The 13,829-nt window shown below is 68.3% G+C and carries 14 protein-coding genes; 12 read left to right on the forward strand and 2 right to left on the reverse strand.

The features are described 5' to 3' along the window. Position 1: 1 nt before the first annotated feature. From ACQ754_RS02590 to ACQ754_RS02610, 5 genes are read left to right on the forward strand one after another with little or no spacing between them, the layout of a single operon-like run. Positions 2-421, forward strand: coding sequence for an ExbD/TolR family protein (locus tag ACQ754_RS02590; protein WP_440995659.1), 420 nt, complete (start codon positions 2-4; stop codon positions 419-421). Beyond that, positions 418-2,178 (forward strand): lipid A export permease/ATP-binding protein MsbA, encoded by a 1,761-nt coding sequence (gene msbA, locus ACQ754_RS02595; protein ID WP_440995423.1) that lies wholly within the window; start codon positions 418-420, stop codon positions 2,176-2,178. The genes ACQ754_RS02590 and msbA overlap by 4 nt, the downstream gene beginning before the upstream one ends. 8 nt (positions 2,179-2,186) lie before the next feature. Continuing rightward, a complete protein-coding gene (gene lpxK / locus ACQ754_RS02600) occupies positions 2,187-3,158 on the forward strand; it encodes a tetraacyldisaccharide 4'-kinase (RefSeq protein WP_440995424.1) in 972 nt (323 codons plus the stop codon). Then, the gene (kdsB, locus tag ACQ754_RS02605; RefSeq protein WP_440995425.1) at positions 3,158-3,931 is read left to right on the forward strand and encodes a 3-deoxy-manno-octulosonate cytidylyltransferase; all 774 of its coding nucleotides are present in this window, start codon (positions 3,158-3,160) and stop codon (positions 3,929-3,931) included. Before lpxK ends, kdsB begins: the two co-directional genes overlap by 1 nt. Further along, positions 3,928-4,404, forward strand: coding sequence for a low molecular weight protein-tyrosine-phosphatase (locus ACQ754_RS02610; RefSeq protein ID WP_440995426.1), 477 nt, complete (start codon positions 3,928-3,930; stop codon positions 4,402-4,404). The genes kdsB and ACQ754_RS02610 overlap by 4 nt, the downstream gene beginning before the upstream one ends. A gap of 7 nt (positions 4,405-4,411) precedes the next feature. On the opposite strand, the gene rne is transcribed toward ACQ754_RS02610, so the two are convergent. After that, entirely contained in the window at positions 4,412-7,009 is a 2,598-nt protein-coding gene (gene rne, locus ACQ754_RS02615) for a ribonuclease E (RefSeq protein ID WP_440995427.1), read from the reverse strand. A 456-nt stretch (positions 7,010-7,465) separates the two neighbouring features. Between rne and ACQ754_RS02620 the strand changes: the two genes are divergently transcribed. Both ACQ754_RS02620 and ACQ754_RS02625 read left to right on the forward strand, forming a co-directional pair. Further along, complete coding sequence (locus tag ACQ754_RS02620) at positions 7,466-8,410, forward strand: RluA family pseudouridine synthase (protein ID WP_440995428.1); 945 nt, start codon at positions 7,466-7,468, stop codon at positions 8,408-8,410. 11 nt (positions 8,411-8,421) lie between these two features. Further along, a complete protein-coding gene (locus tag ACQ754_RS02625; protein ID WP_440995429.1) occupies positions 8,422-9,360 on the forward strand; it encodes a S49 family peptidase in 939 nt (312 codons plus the stop codon). A 20-nt stretch (positions 9,361-9,380) separates the two neighbouring features. Here the strand turns inward: ACQ754_RS02625 and ACQ754_RS02630 are convergent, their stop codons facing one another. Next, on the reverse strand, positions 9,381-9,965 hold the full coding sequence (locus ACQ754_RS02630; RefSeq protein ID WP_440995430.1) for a Maf family protein: 585 nt from the start codon (positions 9,963-9,965) through the stop codon (positions 9,381-9,383). A 65-nt stretch (positions 9,966-10,030) separates the two neighbouring features. Between ACQ754_RS02630 and ACQ754_RS02635 the strand changes: the two genes are divergently transcribed. The 5 genes from ACQ754_RS02635 to fabD are packed head-to-tail and all read left to right on the forward strand — an operon-like array spanning position 10,031 to position 13,829. Beyond that, positions 10,031-10,588, forward strand: coding sequence for a YceD family protein (locus ACQ754_RS02635; RefSeq protein ID WP_440995431.1), 558 nt, complete (start codon positions 10,031-10,033; stop codon positions 10,586-10,588). Between the two features lie 27 nt (positions 10,589-10,615). After that, a complete protein-coding gene (gene rpmF / locus ACQ754_RS02640) occupies positions 10,616-10,795 on the forward strand; it encodes a 50S ribosomal protein L32 (RefSeq protein WP_440995432.1) in 180 nt (59 codons plus the stop codon). Positions 10,796-10,846: 51 nt separating this feature from the next. Further along, a complete protein-coding gene (plsX, locus tag ACQ754_RS02645; protein ID WP_440995433.1) occupies positions 10,847-11,881 on the forward strand; it encodes a phosphate acyltransferase PlsX in 1,035 nt (344 codons plus the stop codon). Next, entirely contained in the window at positions 11,878-12,858 is a 981-nt protein-coding gene (locus ACQ754_RS02650) for a beta-ketoacyl-ACP synthase III (RefSeq protein WP_440995434.1), read from the forward strand. Before plsX ends, ACQ754_RS02650 begins: the two co-directional genes overlap by 4 nt. A gap of 32 nt (positions 12,859-12,890) precedes the next feature. After that, positions 12,891-13,829: an ACP S-malonyltransferase gene (fabD, locus tag ACQ754_RS02655; protein ID WP_440995435.1), complete on the forward strand. Its 939-nt coding sequence runs from the start codon at positions 12,891-12,893 to the stop codon at positions 13,827-13,829.

Raw genomic sequence — 13,829 nt, forward strand, 5'->3', positions numbered from 1 at the left:
CCTGAGCCCGAGGCGCCAGCACGAGCCCGAGATCAACCTGACCCCGCTCATCGACGTGGTCTTCCTGATGCTGATCTTCTTCATGGTGAGCACCACCTTTATCCAGCAGACCCGCCTGGACGTGACTCTGCCAAGCGCGAGCGCCGTGGCCCCGGAAGCGGAGCCGGACGCGCTGCACCTAACCATAGACGCCCAAGGCAACATGTTCCTCGACGAGCGACGCCTGCGAAACGGCCGACGCGAGACCATTGAGCGCGCCCTCGCTGAGGCCCTGGCAGGGCGGGACCCCGATGCCGCTCATTTGATCATCGACGCCGATGCCCGCGCCCGCCACCAGATGGTCATCCGAGCCCTCGACGCCGCCGGACGGGCGGGCGTCAGCCGGGTGGGAATGGCGGCTGCCGCCGAATCGGCACAATGACCAGGGAAACGTCCCGCGGCATGGGGGTGTACCGTCGCCTGCTCGGCTACGTACGGCCCTATTGGCCGTTGGCCCTAGCGGCGGTGGTAGGCATGGTCATCAGCGGCGGCATGGAAACGGTATTCGCCTGGCTGATGAAACCCATGCTCGACAGTGGCTTCGTCGAGCGCGATCCGGCGTTCATTCGCCTTCTTCCCTTCGCGCTGATGGGCATATTCCTGGTGCGCGGTAGTGCCAGCTTTGCCGCCACCTTCGGGATGATGTGGATCAGCCGTCGCGTGATCCACCGATTGCGAGCCCAGGTGTTCGACCGTCTGCTCACCCTCCCGAAGTCCTACTTCGACAACGCCTCCTCGGCACGGCTGCTCTCGCGGCTGACCTACAACGTCGAGCAGGTGGCCCAGGCGGGCACCGACGCGCTCATTGTGCTCATCCGCGACAGCGCCACGGCGCTGGCGTTGCTCGGCTACATGTTCTTTGTCAGCTGGCGGCTGGCGCTGATCTTCCTCGCCCTGGGGCCGGCGCTGGCATTCGTGGTGGTCTATATCAGCAAGCGTTTCCGCCGCATCAGCCGGCGTATCCAGCGCAGCGTGGGCAGCGTTGCCTACGTGGCGGAGGAGGCCATAGAGGGTCATGAGGTAATCAAGGTCTTTGGTGCAGAAGCCCACGAGCGCGAGCGCTTCGCCGGCGCCAACGACCGCAATATGCGCCAGTACATGAAGTTCGCCGCCACCAAGGCCCTGAGCACCCCGGTGGTCCAGTTCATCTCCGCGGCGGCACTGTCTCTGGTCATTTTCCTCGCGACCCTCGAGGGCATGGTCGCCGAGATCACCGTGGGCGGATTCGTCTCCTTCATCACGGCGATGTTGCTGCTGATGCAGCCACTGAAGCGGCTGACCAACGTGAACGCGACCATCCAGCGTGGCATCGCTGCCGGCGAGAGCATATTCGAGATCATCGACGAGACCCCGGAACCGGACGACGGCAACCTGCCACTGCAGCGTGTCGAGGGGGCGCTGGTCTTCGACGGCGTGAGCTTCGCCTACAACCGCGGTAATCCCCTGGTGCTGGAGGACGTCTCCCTGGAGATCCACCCCGGGGAGACGGTGGCGATCGTGGGCCGCTCCGGTAGTGGCAAGACCACGTTGGTCAGCCTCCTTCCGCGCTTCTACGACCCGATCGCCGGCGAGATCCGGTTGGGGGGCGTAGCGCTTCCGAGTTACCGATTGGCGGACCTCCGCCGCCAGATCGCCTTGGTAGGACAACAGGTCGTGTTGTTCAACGATACCCTGGCCGCGAATATCGCCTACGGTGCCGCCGGTGAGGCGGACGAGGCCGCCGTGCGGCGGGCCGCGGATCTGGCGAACGCCCGGGAGTTCATCGAGGCGCTGCCGGAGGGCTTCGATACCGTGGTCGGTGAGAACGGCGTCATGCTCTCCGGGGGGCAACGCCAGCGTATCGCCATCGCACGAGCGCTGCTCAAGGATGCCCCCATCCTGATCCTGGACGAGGCGACCTCGGCGCTGGATACCGAGTCGGAGGCCCACATACAGCACGCGCTGGAGACCCTGATGGCCGGACGGACCACCCTGGTGATCGCGCACCGGCTGTCCACCGTCGAGGCGGCCGACCGGATCGTCGTTCTGGACGGCGGCCGGGTGGTGGAGACCGGGGACCATCAGGACCTGCTGGCTAGGAACGGCGCCTACGCGGCTCTCTACAATCTGCAGTTCCGGCGACAGGCGCAGGACGGGTGAGGCCTTCCGTGCAGGGGGTGCCCGGCTGGTGGTTGCGTCGCGGGGTGCTGAGTACGGCGTTGGCGCCGCTTGGGGTGCTGTACGGCGCGGTCAGCCACGCGCGGCGCCGGTACTGGGCACGCCATGCGCCGTCCGCGCCCCTGCCGGTGATCGTGGTGGGCAACCTCTTCGTCGGCGGAAGCGGCAAGACACCGTTGGTGATCCATCTGGTCGAACGAGCCCGTGCCCTCGGGATGACCCCCGGCGTGATACTGCGAGGCTACGGGGGTAGGGGGCGGCAGTGGCCGCAGCCGGTAACGCGAAACTCGGATCCTGCCATTGTGGGGGATGAAGCGGTGCTCATCGCGGAACGGGCCGGTTGCCCGGTGGCGGCCGGCCCGGACCGGGTCGCCGCCGCACGTCTGCTCGCGGGTTCGGGCTGTGACCTGCTGATCAGCGACGACGGCCTCCAGCACTATCGCCTGCGACGCCAGGCGGAGGTGATCGTGATCGATGCGGCGCGGGGGCTCGGCAATGGGCGTTGCCTACCGGCCGGGCCGCTCCGCGAACCACCGGCGCGCCTGCGGGACGCGGACCTGGTGCTGGCCCGCGACGGTACCCGGCCGGAGGCCGCGGCGGGATACCGCCTGCAGCCGGGTGCCTTGCAGCCCCTCGAAGCGACATGCCAGGCCACACCGCCGGTGCCGGGCTCGAGTGTCCACGCGGTCGCGGGCATCGGCCACCCGGGGGGATTCTTCGCGATGCTGGAGGGGCTGGGCTACAAGGTGCTCCCGCATCCGTTCCCCGACCACCATCGCTTCCGACCGGTCGATCTCGAATTCGATGACGACCGGCCCGTGGTCATGACCGAGAAGGATGCCGTGAAGTGCCGACACCTGATCCGGGGCTGGTATCTTCCGGTCACCGCGGTCCCCGATGAGGCCGCCGCCACTGCCATGGACCGCCTGATTCTCAAGGCCCGCAACGAGAGGATCCCCTGATGGAGCCCTTCATCGTCGTGATCCCGGCCCGCTACGCCGCCTCACGTCTACCGGGGAAACCGCTGGTGGACATCGGTGGACGCCCGATGATCGCGCACGTTATCGACCGCGCCCGGGAGAGCCGGGCCGAACGGGTGATCGTGGCCACCGACGACCGCCGCATCACCACCGCCTGCCGGAACCTGGGCGCCGAGGTGATGGAGACGGACACAGGCCACGAGAGCGGCACGGACCGCCTTGCCGAGGTGAGCCGCAGGTGTGGACTGGATGATGATACGATTGTGGTCAATCTCCAGGGCGACGAGCCACTGATGCCACCCGAGCTCCTGGACACGGCGGCCGGGACCCTGGCCGCGGATGCGGATGCGGACCTCGCCACCCTGTCGACGCCGCTTCAGCCAGCGGAGGCCGAACGCCCGGATGTGGTCAAGGTGGTCTGTGACCGTTTCGGGCGTGCAATGTACTTCAGTCGTGCCCGGATCCCCTATTGCCGCGAAGGTGAACCTCCGGCCGATCTCTACCGGCGCCATCTCGGCATCTATGCCTACCGGGCCGGGTTTCTCCGGGCCTTCACGGAGCTGACACCGTCGCCCCTGGAGGTTACGGAGAAGCTCGAGCAGCTGCGGGCCCTCTGGCACGGGTACCGCATCCGTGTCGGCATCGCCGGGCATATCCCCAGCCACGGCGTGGATACGCCGGAGGATGTGCCGCGGGTGGCAGCGGCCCTCGGGCAGTTGGGTCACGGCGATTCCGCTGGAGGAGATAACGAATGATACGCGTGCTGATGGTATGTATGGGCAATATCTGCCGTTCGCCCTCTGCCGAGGGTGTCTTCCGAGCCCTCCTCGAGGAGGCCGGCCTGGAGACGTTGGTGGACGTGGATTCCGCGGGTACGCATGGCTTTCATGTGGGTCGTCCACCGGATCCCCGTGCCCGTGAGGCGGCGGCGCGCCGCGGCATCGACATCGGCGGGCTCCGCGCCCGCCAGGTGGATGCCTACGATTTCGAGGCCTTCGACTACATCATCGCCATGGATGACGCCAACTACGGGATCCTGATCGCCGATGCCCCATCGGCGGCCCGGGAACGCGTGCACCGACTCCTGGACTTCGCGCCGGGACGCGGGGAGAGCGAGGTCCCGGACCCCTATTACGGGGGGCACGACGGATTCGAATACGTCCTCGACTTAGTGGAGGAGGCGGCGCGCGGCCTCCTCTCGGAGCTCCGCGAACGCCACCGCCTGTAGGGGCCGGTCAGTCCCGCCCCTCGCCACCGGATGCGGTCACCGCACGGTTATCCTCAGTTTCCTGACCCGGCTCTCCGGTGACCGGCTCGGGTTGGCCGGCGGGGGCGGCGCTATCGGAGGCCATCTCCCGCTTATCACCGCCGTCCTCGCTACCAGCCTGGATGCGGGGCCGACCGGGCCAGCGCCGCGGATCGTCCTTGCGTCCCCCCTTGCGCCGACCTTCCGGCTGGCCAGCTGACCCCCGCGCCTTGTCTTCCGTGCCGTCACTGCCGTCGTCGGCCTTCTCGGGGGATTCGGCGGTGCCGGTGGTGCGCGCGGCTTTGCCAGAGGAGGATGCCTTGCCGGCGCCGTCCTTCTCGGCGGCGGCGTTGTCGGTGTCTTCCTGGGCCGTGCCTTCGCCGCCCTCGCCATCCTGCTGTGGGGCCGTAGCGTCCTGCTCCGCGCCGGTGCGGTTGGGACGGCGGCGCCGACGCCCGCCACGCCGGCCCCGCCGGCTGCGCCCGGTGCTCCGTTGCGCCGCGCGGGACTCCTCCGACTCGGCATCGGCGCCCGCATTCGTGGCGGGCCGCTCAGGTTCCGTCGGCACCTCGGCGGAAGCCACGGGCGCATCTGCCTTTTCGGTCGCCTTGTCACCGCCGGTCTTCGCTGCGCCGCTGGAGCGGGGCGACTCGGAGCGCCGGCGACGGCCCTCCGAGCCCGAGCCCCGTTTCCCGGTCGCTTTCCGCTGCCCGCTGGTCGTTCCCTCCGTAGCGGACGGCTGGCCGGTGCGAGGCCCGCTCTCGTCGGCGCTCGGGGCCGGTGCCGCATCGGTGCCTCGCTGCCGCGTCGGCTCTGTCTCCCCGTCGCCCACCACGATCTTGCGTAACCAGCCGAAGAAGCCACCCAGCGCGCGGGCGGGCTCGGCCACCGGTACGCCCCCTTCCGCCGTGCTCTCCGACGGCGTCTCCGCGGCGGCGCTCGTCGCCCCTTCCGCCGGTTCGGTGGGGGCGCCGGGCGCAGGTTTGGCCGGTCGCACGGACTTCACGGCGGGCTGCTCCGCCTTCGGCCGTTCCGCGGCGACCAGTTGTTCCGCATCGCTGGGTTCCTCGGATCCCGTGGCGAGCCGGTAGCTGACATCCTCGCTGGTGGCGTCGTCGCTGCGGATCCGATGGAGCTCGTAATGCGGGGTCTCGAGATGGCGATTGGGGATGAGGACCACATCCACCCGGTTACGCTGCTCGATCTCGGCGATGGCACCGCGCTTCTCGTTGAGCAGGAAGGTCGCGACATCCACCGGCAGCTGGGCGAGGACCTTGCCGGTCTTGTCCTTCATCGCCTCCTCCTCGACGAGGCGCAGGATCGACAGGGCGAGGGACTCCACGCTTCGCACGGTGCCCTGTCCCCCGCAGCGGGTGCAGACCTCCTGACTGGACTCGCCGAGCGAAGAGCGCAGCCGCTGGCGTGACATCTCCAGCAGGCCGAAGCGTGAGATTCGGCTCACCTGCACTCGGGCCCGGTCCTGTTTGACCGCCTCACGGAGACGGTTCTCGACCTCCCGCTGGTTGCGGTTCGGTCCCATGTCGATGAAGTCGATGACGATCAGCCCGCCGAGATCCCGCAGCCGCAGCTGCCGGGCGATCTCGTCGGCGGCCTCGAGATTGGTGTTGAACGCGGTCTCCTCGATATCGGCGCCCTTGGTGGCCCGCGAAGAGTTGATGTCGATCGAGATCAGCGCCTCGGTGTGATCGATGACGATGGCACCGCCGCTCGGCAGCCGTACCTCGCGCTGGAAGGCCGACTCGATCTGGCTCTCGATCTGGTACCGGGTGAACAGCGGCACCTCGTCGTCATAGCGCTTCAGCCGCGGCAGGTTATGGGGCATGACCTGCTCCATGAACTGCCGCGCCTGCTCGTGGACCTCGGCGTCGTCGATGAGCACCTCGCCGATATCCGAGCGCAGGTAGTCCCGCAGCGCCCGGATGATGACGTTGCTCTCCTGATAGATCAGGAACGGGGCAGGGCGCTCGGCGGCGGCCTTCTGGATGGCATTCCAGAGGTTGAGGAGATAGTCCAGATCCCACTGGAGCTCCTCGACACTGCGGCCGACACCGGCGGTGCGCACGATCAGACCCATCCCCTCCGGCACTGCCAGCTGGCGCAGCGCCTCACGGATCTCGGAGCGATCCGAGCCCTCGATGCGGCGCGACACGCCGCCGGCGCGGGGGTTGTTCGGCATCAGTACCAGGTAGCGCCCGGCGAGGCTGGCGAAGGTGGTCAGCGCCGCCCCTTTGTTGCCGCGCTCCTCCTTCTCCACCTGGACGACGACCTCCTGGCCCTCCTTGATGACGTCCTGGATGCCGACCTTTCCGGGGTCCGCATCGCCATCACCCTGGAAGTACTCGCGGGAGATCTCCTTGAAGGGGAGAAAGCCGTGGCGCTCCGCGCCGTACTGGACGAACGCCGCCTCGAGACTCGGCTCGACGCGGGTAATCTTACCCTTGTAGACGTTCGCCTTCTTGCGCTCCCGGGAGGGCGTCTCGATATCCAGATCGTAGAGGGACTGTCCGTCGACGAGGGCCACACGCAGCTCTTCGGGCTGCGTGGCGTTGATCAGCATGCGTTTCATAGGACGGGGATCTCCGGCGCTCGACCCGGCCGGCCGCGTCGTCGTATGCCGGACGGTGATGTCTCGCCGGACCGATCGCCGCATCGCAGCCACGGCCCGGGGCGGGCAGCGTGCCGCGCACGCCGGCCATCAGCGGGACGACCAGTGCGGCGATGAGATGGGTCACGAAGAATCCAGGCATATAAGGGCACGACGCCGGCGCCGGGGGGCGCATTGGCCACTCGGACACAGCCGAGCGGGTGATTGGTTTTGTAAACTGCAACAGCGGCAGCCCGCAGCGTCGCCGCAGGCCGCCTGCAATCCCTTTTCACACCGGGTCACAGGATCGCGGCACGCACACGCGCCTGAACCCCCTGTAACACCGGTGCAAATATACCAATGTTGACAGTTGCCTTCCAAGCTGTATTCGCACTGGTATGATACGCGGTCACCCCGCAGCCGCGAGCCGTGAGCCGAATGGCCGATCAGGTCCGCCATATCCAGATCCACGCCGAGTACGATGGCCAGCGGATCGATAACTTCATCAGCCGGGAGCTGCGCGGCGTGCCGCGGAGCCTGGTCTATCGGCTGCTACGCCGCGGCGAGGTGCGGGTCAATGGCGGCCGGGTGAAGCCGGCGCGGCGGCTGCGCACCGGCGATACCCTGCGCCTGCCCCCGGTCCGCGCCGGGCGGGGGACCACCCGCGCCGCCTCGGAACGGGTCCTTGCCCGGCTGCATGATGCCATCCTCCACGAGGACGGCGAGCTCCTGGTGATCGACAAGCCCTCGGGTATGGCGGTACATGGAGGTAGCGGCCTTGGCTACGGGGTCATAGAGGCATTGCGGCAGATGCGCCCGGATTGCCCCTTTCTGGACTTGGTGCATCGCCTCGATCGCGATACCAGCGGTTGCCTGGTGGTGGCCAAGCGCCGCTCGACGCTGACGCGCTTGCACGAGGCGCTGCGGCGTGGCGAGGTCGGTAAGCGTTACCAGGCCCTGCTTGCGGGTACCATGGCGCGGCCGACGCTCGCGGTGGAGGCCCGTCTGGAGCGCCAGACCGGTCGCGGGGGGGAGTCGGTGGTGCGTGTCAGTGCCGCAGGGAAGTCCGCGCGGAGCGTGTTTCACCGGCTTGCGGCGGTGCCGGACTGGACGCTGGCGGAGGTAGAGCTGCATACGGGACGCATGCATCAGATCCGCGCGCATGCCGCCCATCTCGGCCTGCCCGTGGCGGGGGACCGCCGTTACGGTGATCCGGAGGCCAACCGGCGGGCGCGCCACGCCGGTCTGCGCCGCCTATTCCTGCACGCCGCCGCGCTGGACCTGCCCGGGGAGGGTGGGGCGCGGCTACGGATCCGGGCACCGCTTCCCGCCGAGCTGCGGGCGGTCCTGGAAACGATGGGCATGCCCATCCCCCACGAATAGGGAGCAGCGTTGTGGAAGAGCAGGAACGATGGGCACGTGAGAGCCTGCGTGAGATCGCCCTCGAGGGGATCCGGGAGCGGCGCCGGGCAAGGCGCTGGGGGATCTTTTTCAAGCTGACGATCCTTGCCTATCTCGTGGGCGTCCTCGTGCTCGCCCTGCCGCAGCTGCGAATGCCGGATCCCACGGCAGAGGGACCCCATACGGGTGTGGTCGATCTCGAGGGGGCCATTGCCGCGGACTCCCCGGCGGCAGCGGACCGGATCATTCGCGGGCTGGAGGCTGCCTTCGCAGCGGAGGGCACCGCCGGCGTCATGCTCCGCATCAACAGCCCCGGCGGCAGCCCGGTGCAGGCCCGCCGCATCTATGCCGCCATGGAGCGACTCCGCGCGGAGCATCCCGACATCCCCCTGTACGCGGTAGCCGGTGACATGGCCGCCTCCGGCGGCTATTACGTGGCTGCCGGCGCTGATCGGATATTCGCGGATCCGGCCTCCCTGGTGGGCTCCATTGGCGTCATCATGGGGGGGTTCGGATACACGGAGGCCATGGAGAAAGTTGGCGTCGAACGCCGGTTGTATACGGCAGGCCGCAACAAGGCCATGCTCGATCCGTTCTCGGAGTCCGATCCCGCCGTCGAATCCCATGTCTCGGCCATGCTCGACGAGATCCACGAGCAGTTCATCGATGCCGTACGGAATGGCCGCGGCGACCGGCTCGCGGAGGACGAGGAGTTATTTTCCGGGCTGATCTGGACCGGCGAGCGCGCCCTGGCCCTCGGGCTGGTCGATGAGCTCGCCACCCCGGAACACGTGGCCGCGGAAGTCATCGGTACCGAGCGCACCATTGACTACACCCCGCGCGGCGGACTCATTGAGCGGATTACCCGGCAGCTCGGCCGTACTGCAGCGGCGGTGCTGGAGCGCCTCGCCCGGCCATCGGCCGAGTGGTAAGGGGAACCGGCGGCACCGCGTCAGGGCAGGGCGAAGCCGGCGGCACGCAAGCGCTCGCAGAGCGCGATCAGGGGTAGACCGATGAGGGTATTCGGGTCCCGGCCCTCGAGGGCGCGGAACAGGGTCACCCCCATTCCCTCGGCACGGAAGGATCCGGCGCAGTCCCAGGGCTGGTCGTGGTCTACGTAGCGCTCCACTTCGGCCCGTGTCAGGGCGCGGAAGATCACATCCAAGCGTTCGAGCGCCGCCTCGGCATTGCCGGTCCGTGTATCGAGGATGGCCAGTCCTACCCGGAAGCGCACGCGCCGGCGACTGCTGGCCAAAAGTTGGCGCACCGCCGCCTCCCGGTCGCCCGGCTTGCCGAGGATGCGCTCCTCGAGGCAGGCGGCCTGGTCGCAACCGATGACCAGGGCGTCCTCCTCGTCCACGGACGCCGCCCGCGCCTTCTCCCGTGCCAGGCGGAGCACATAGTCTTCCGCGCTCTCCCCGGGATGGACGCTCTCGTCGACCTGGGGGGCGCGCTGGCTGAACGCCACTCCCAGGCGCCGCAGCAGCGCCGCCCGGTAGGGCGAGCCCGAACCGAGGATCAATCGCCGTGGCTGCATGCGCCGATGCCCCTCCGTTGCCCATCCACTGCGGGATCGGGCGTATTTTGACAGGGTCCAAAGGCATGGATAATATGCGCTGCCTTATGCACGAGGAAACCCTGCCGTCCACGATCGATCTGCGTCGCGTCGGCGCGGCGGGGCTCGCGCTTTCCGGCGATCTGCCGCTCGGTACTCTCAAGCGCCTGGCGGCGGTGCTTGCCGGTGAGGCACAGGCGGCAACCGCTGAGATCACCATTGCCCGCAAGGGCGATGACAGCGTGGAGGTCGCAGGCTCGGTGGCGGCCACCTTGCCCCTGACTTGCCAGCGCTGCCTGGAGGTGGCGGCGGTGACGGTGCGCGGCGAGTTCCGGATCACCGTGGTGGCTGACCAAGCGACCGCGGAGGCTTTGGACGAGGCATTCGTGGCGCCGCAGATGCAGCTCGCGCTGCATGAATTGCTCGAGGAGGAGCTCCTCCTCGAGCTGCCGGTGGTGGCGAGGCACGCGGAGAACGAGCCCTGTGTCGAACGCTCGCAACATTTCGGCCCGCCGGGGGAAGCAGTCCCCGAGCGGGAGAATCCGTTCGCGGTACTCGCCGAGCTCAAAGGGCGGGACCGGGGCGGCAACTCGGATCAAGACTGAACACAACCCCAACGGGAGTGGCCGGAGATGGCAGTACAGCAGAATCGCAAGACCCCGTCGAAACGCGGCATGCGGCGTTCCCACGACGCGCTCGGGACCCCCACGCTTTCCACCGAGCCCACCACCGGCGAGACCCACCGCCGGCACCATATCTCGGCGGATGGCTATTACCGTGGTCGCAAGGTGACCAAGGGCAAGGACGACTAAGCGCTACGGCTGCGCGGATTCGTATATCGGTCCCGGCCACATGCAGCGATCATGACCCGTCGCTATAGCATCGCCCTGGACGCCATGGGGGGCGATCACGGCCCCTCCGTCGTCGTGCCTGCCGCCCTGCGCGCCCTCAAGCACATGGACGAGGACGTGCGGCTTGTCCTGGTGGGCGATGGCGAGCGCCTGCGCGAGGCCCTTGCCGCGGAGGGAGCGGCCGAGGACGAGCGCCTTGCGGTCCACCACGCCAGCCAGGCCGTGGACATGGACGAGCTGCCCTCTCAGGCGCTACGCGCGAAGAAGGACTCCTCCATGCGGGTGGCCGTGAACCTGGTGAAATCCGGGGATGCGGACGCCTGCGTCAGCGCCGGGAACACCGGGGCGCTGATGGCCACCGCCCGCTATGTGCTCAAGACCCTCCCGGGCATCGACCGTCCCGCCATTTGCACCACCATCCCGTGCCAGGATGGCGTGTTTCAGATGCTCGACCTCGGGGCCAACGTCGACTGCACCGCGGAACATCTGTTCCAGTTTGCCGTGATGGGATCGGTGCTCGCGGAGACCGTGGCGCGCCTGCCCGCGCCCCGGGTGGGCCTGCTCAATCTCGGCGAGGAAGAGATCAAGGGCAACGATGAGGTCAAGCAGGCCGCACAACAATTGCAGGCCAGCGACCTCAACTACGTCGGTTATGTGGAAGGCGATTCCATGTTTAAGGGCGTCTCCGACGTGGTAGTGTGCGACGGCTTCACCGGCAACGTGGCACTGAAGACCAGCGAGGGGGTCGCCGGCATGATCTCCCACTACATGCAGCAGGAGTTCCGCCGCAACCTGTCCACCCGCGTCGCTGGTCTGATCGCAATGCCCGTGCTCCGCGCCCTGCGCCGCCGCCTCGATACCCGGCAGTACAATGGGGCCAGCCTGCTCGGCCTGCGGGGGGTGGTGGTGAAAAGCCATGGCAGTGCCGACGCGGTGGCCTTCGAGCACGCGATTCGGGTGGGCCTGCTGGAGGCACGCCAGGGGGTGCCCTCACTGATCGACCAGCGGCTCGGCGAGACCTTCTCCAGAGGAATACAGACGTCGTGACCATCTACTCGCGGATCCGGGGCACCGGCAGCTACCTGCCGGAGAGGGTCGTGACCAATGCCGAGCTCGAGGCCTTGGTGGACACCTCGGACCAGTGGATCCGCGAACGTACCGGGATCGCCGAGCGGCATGTCGTCGCCGAGGGCGAGGGCTGCGGGGATATCGCCACCCGGGCGGCTGAGGCGGCGCTGGACGCCGCCGGCCTGACCGCCGCCGACATCGACCTGTTGGTGCTGGCGACCTCCACGCCCGACCAGATCTTCCCCAGCACTGCGTGCCTGGTCCAGCAACGCCTGGGGATGCGGGGCGGGGCCATCGCCTTCGATATCGCGGCCGCCTGCTCGGGTTTCATCTTCGCCCTCGATACCGCGGACCGCTTCATACGCACCGGTGGGGCACGGCGGGCCCTCGTTATCGGCGCCGAGACGTTCTCCCGGATCCTGAATTGGGAGGATCGCGGGACCTGCGTAATCTTCGGCGACGGTGCCGGTGCCGTGGTCCTGGAACGCAGTGATCGCCCCGGCATCCTCTCCAGTCATCTGCACACCGACGGCCGTCAGGAGCCACTGCTCAACGTGCCGTGGGGGGTATCCCAGGGCAGCGAGGCGCTGCTCCGTGACCCGCTTGCCGGCAAAGTGACCATGCGCGGCAACGAGGTCTTCAAGGTGGCCGTGCGCACCCTCGGTGCGGTGGTGGAGGAGGTCCTGCAGGCCAATGACCTGGAGTACGGCGCCATCGACTGGCTGGTGCCCCATCAGGCGAACATTCGGATCATGGCGGCAACGGCCCGCAAACTCGGCCTGCCCATGGAGCGCGTGGTGGTGACAGTGGACCGTCACGGTAACACCTCCGCCGCTTCCATTCCCCTGGCCCTGGACGTGGCGGTGCGCGACGGCCGTATCCGGCCCGGGCAGCTCCTCCTGCTGGAGGCATTCGGGGCCGGGTTCACATGGGGGGCCACCCTGGTCCGCTACTGAACGGCCCCGCCATGGGCAAGGGGAGACAGTGCATGGAAACCGACGACACCCTCGGATTCGTTTTTCCCGGTCAGGGCTCGCAGTCGCTGGGCATGCTCGCAGAACTCGCCGAGCACCATCCAGCAGTCCGCGCGACCTTTGACGAGGCCTCCACCGCGCTGGCGCTGGATCTCTGGCGCATCGTCCAGGAGGGACCGGAACAGGAGCTCAACCGCACCGAGATCACCCAGCCGGCCCTGCTAACCGCCGGGGTCGCGGTATGGCGCGCCTGGGTGGCCGCGGGCGGACCGCGACCTGCGGCCATGGCAGGACACAGCCTCGGCGAGTACACCGCCCTGGTCTGTTCCGGTGCCCTGGCCTTCGCGGATGCCGTGACCCTGGTCCACGACCGCGGCCGGTTCATGCAGGAGGCGGTGCCGGCGGGTGAGGGCGCCATGGCGGCGATCCTCGGGCTGGATGACGAGGCGGTGACAGCCGTGTGCGCCGACGCGGCACAGGGCGAGGTGGTGGAGGCGGTGAACTTCAACGCCCCCGGACAGGTCGTCATTGCCGGCAATCGAGCGGCGGTGGATCGGGCCATAGAGGGGGCGCGGGAAGCCGGCGCGAAGAAGGCCGTCCCCCTCCCGGTGAGCGTTCCCTCCCATTGCGCGCTGATGCGCCCGGCGGCGGAGCGGATGGGGGAACGCCTCGCCGGGGTGGCACTGGAGACCCCAGCCATCCCGGTGCTCCACAATGTGGACGCGGCCGCCAGCGATTCCGCTGATGGGATCCGCGAGCGACTGGTCGCCCAGCTTTATCGCCCGGTACGCTGGGTGGAGGTGATTCGGGCCATGCAGGCACGGGGCGTTGGTCGGATCGTGGAGGCCGGTCCCGGAAAGGTATTGGCGGGCTTGAATCGGCGCATCGACCGGCGTATGCCGGTGAGCGCGGTCCTGGACCCGGATTCTCTCGACAAGGCGCTTGAACAATAA

This window comes from Arhodomonas sp. SL1, assembly GCF_052060015.1.
In the GTDB taxonomy this organism is placed as follows: Bacteria; Pseudomonadota; Gammaproteobacteria; order Nitrococcales; family Nitrococcaceae; genus Arhodomonas.

Coding starts and splice junctions, on each gene's coding strand:
- msbA (WP_440995423.1), top strand. CDS start 418: ATGACCAGGGAAACGTCCCGCGGCATGGGGGTGTACCGTCGCCTGCTC.
- kdsB (WP_440995425.1), top strand. CDS start 3,158: ATGGAGCCCTTCATCGTCGTGATCCCGGCCCGCTACGCCGCCTCACGT.
- ACQ754_RS02610 (WP_440995426.1), top strand. CDS start 3,928: ATGATACGCGTGCTGATGGTATGTATGGGCAATATCTGCCGTTCGCCC.
- rne (WP_440995427.1), bottom strand. CDS start 7,009: ATGAAACGCATGCTGATCAACGCCACGCAGCCCGAAGAGCTGCGTGTG.
- ACQ754_RS02620 (WP_440995428.1), top strand. CDS start 7,466: ATGGCCGATCAGGTCCGCCATATCCAGATCCACGCCGAGTACGATGGC.
- ACQ754_RS02630 (WP_440995430.1), bottom strand. CDS start 9,965: ATGCAGCCACGGCGATTGATCCTCGGTTCGGGCTCGCCCTACCGGGCG.
- ACQ754_RS02635 (WP_440995431.1), top strand. CDS start 10,031: ATGGATAATATGCGCTGCCTTATGCACGAGGAAACCCTGCCGTCCACG.
- rpmF (WP_440995432.1), top strand. CDS start 10,616: ATGGCAGTACAGCAGAATCGCAAGACCCCGTCGAAACGCGGCATGCGG.
- plsX (WP_440995433.1), top strand. CDS start 10,847: ATGACCCGTCGCTATAGCATCGCCCTGGACGCCATGGGGGGCGATCAC.
- fabD (WP_440995435.1), top strand. CDS start 12,891: ATGGAAACCGACGACACCCTCGGATTCGTTTTTCCCGGTCAGGGCTCG.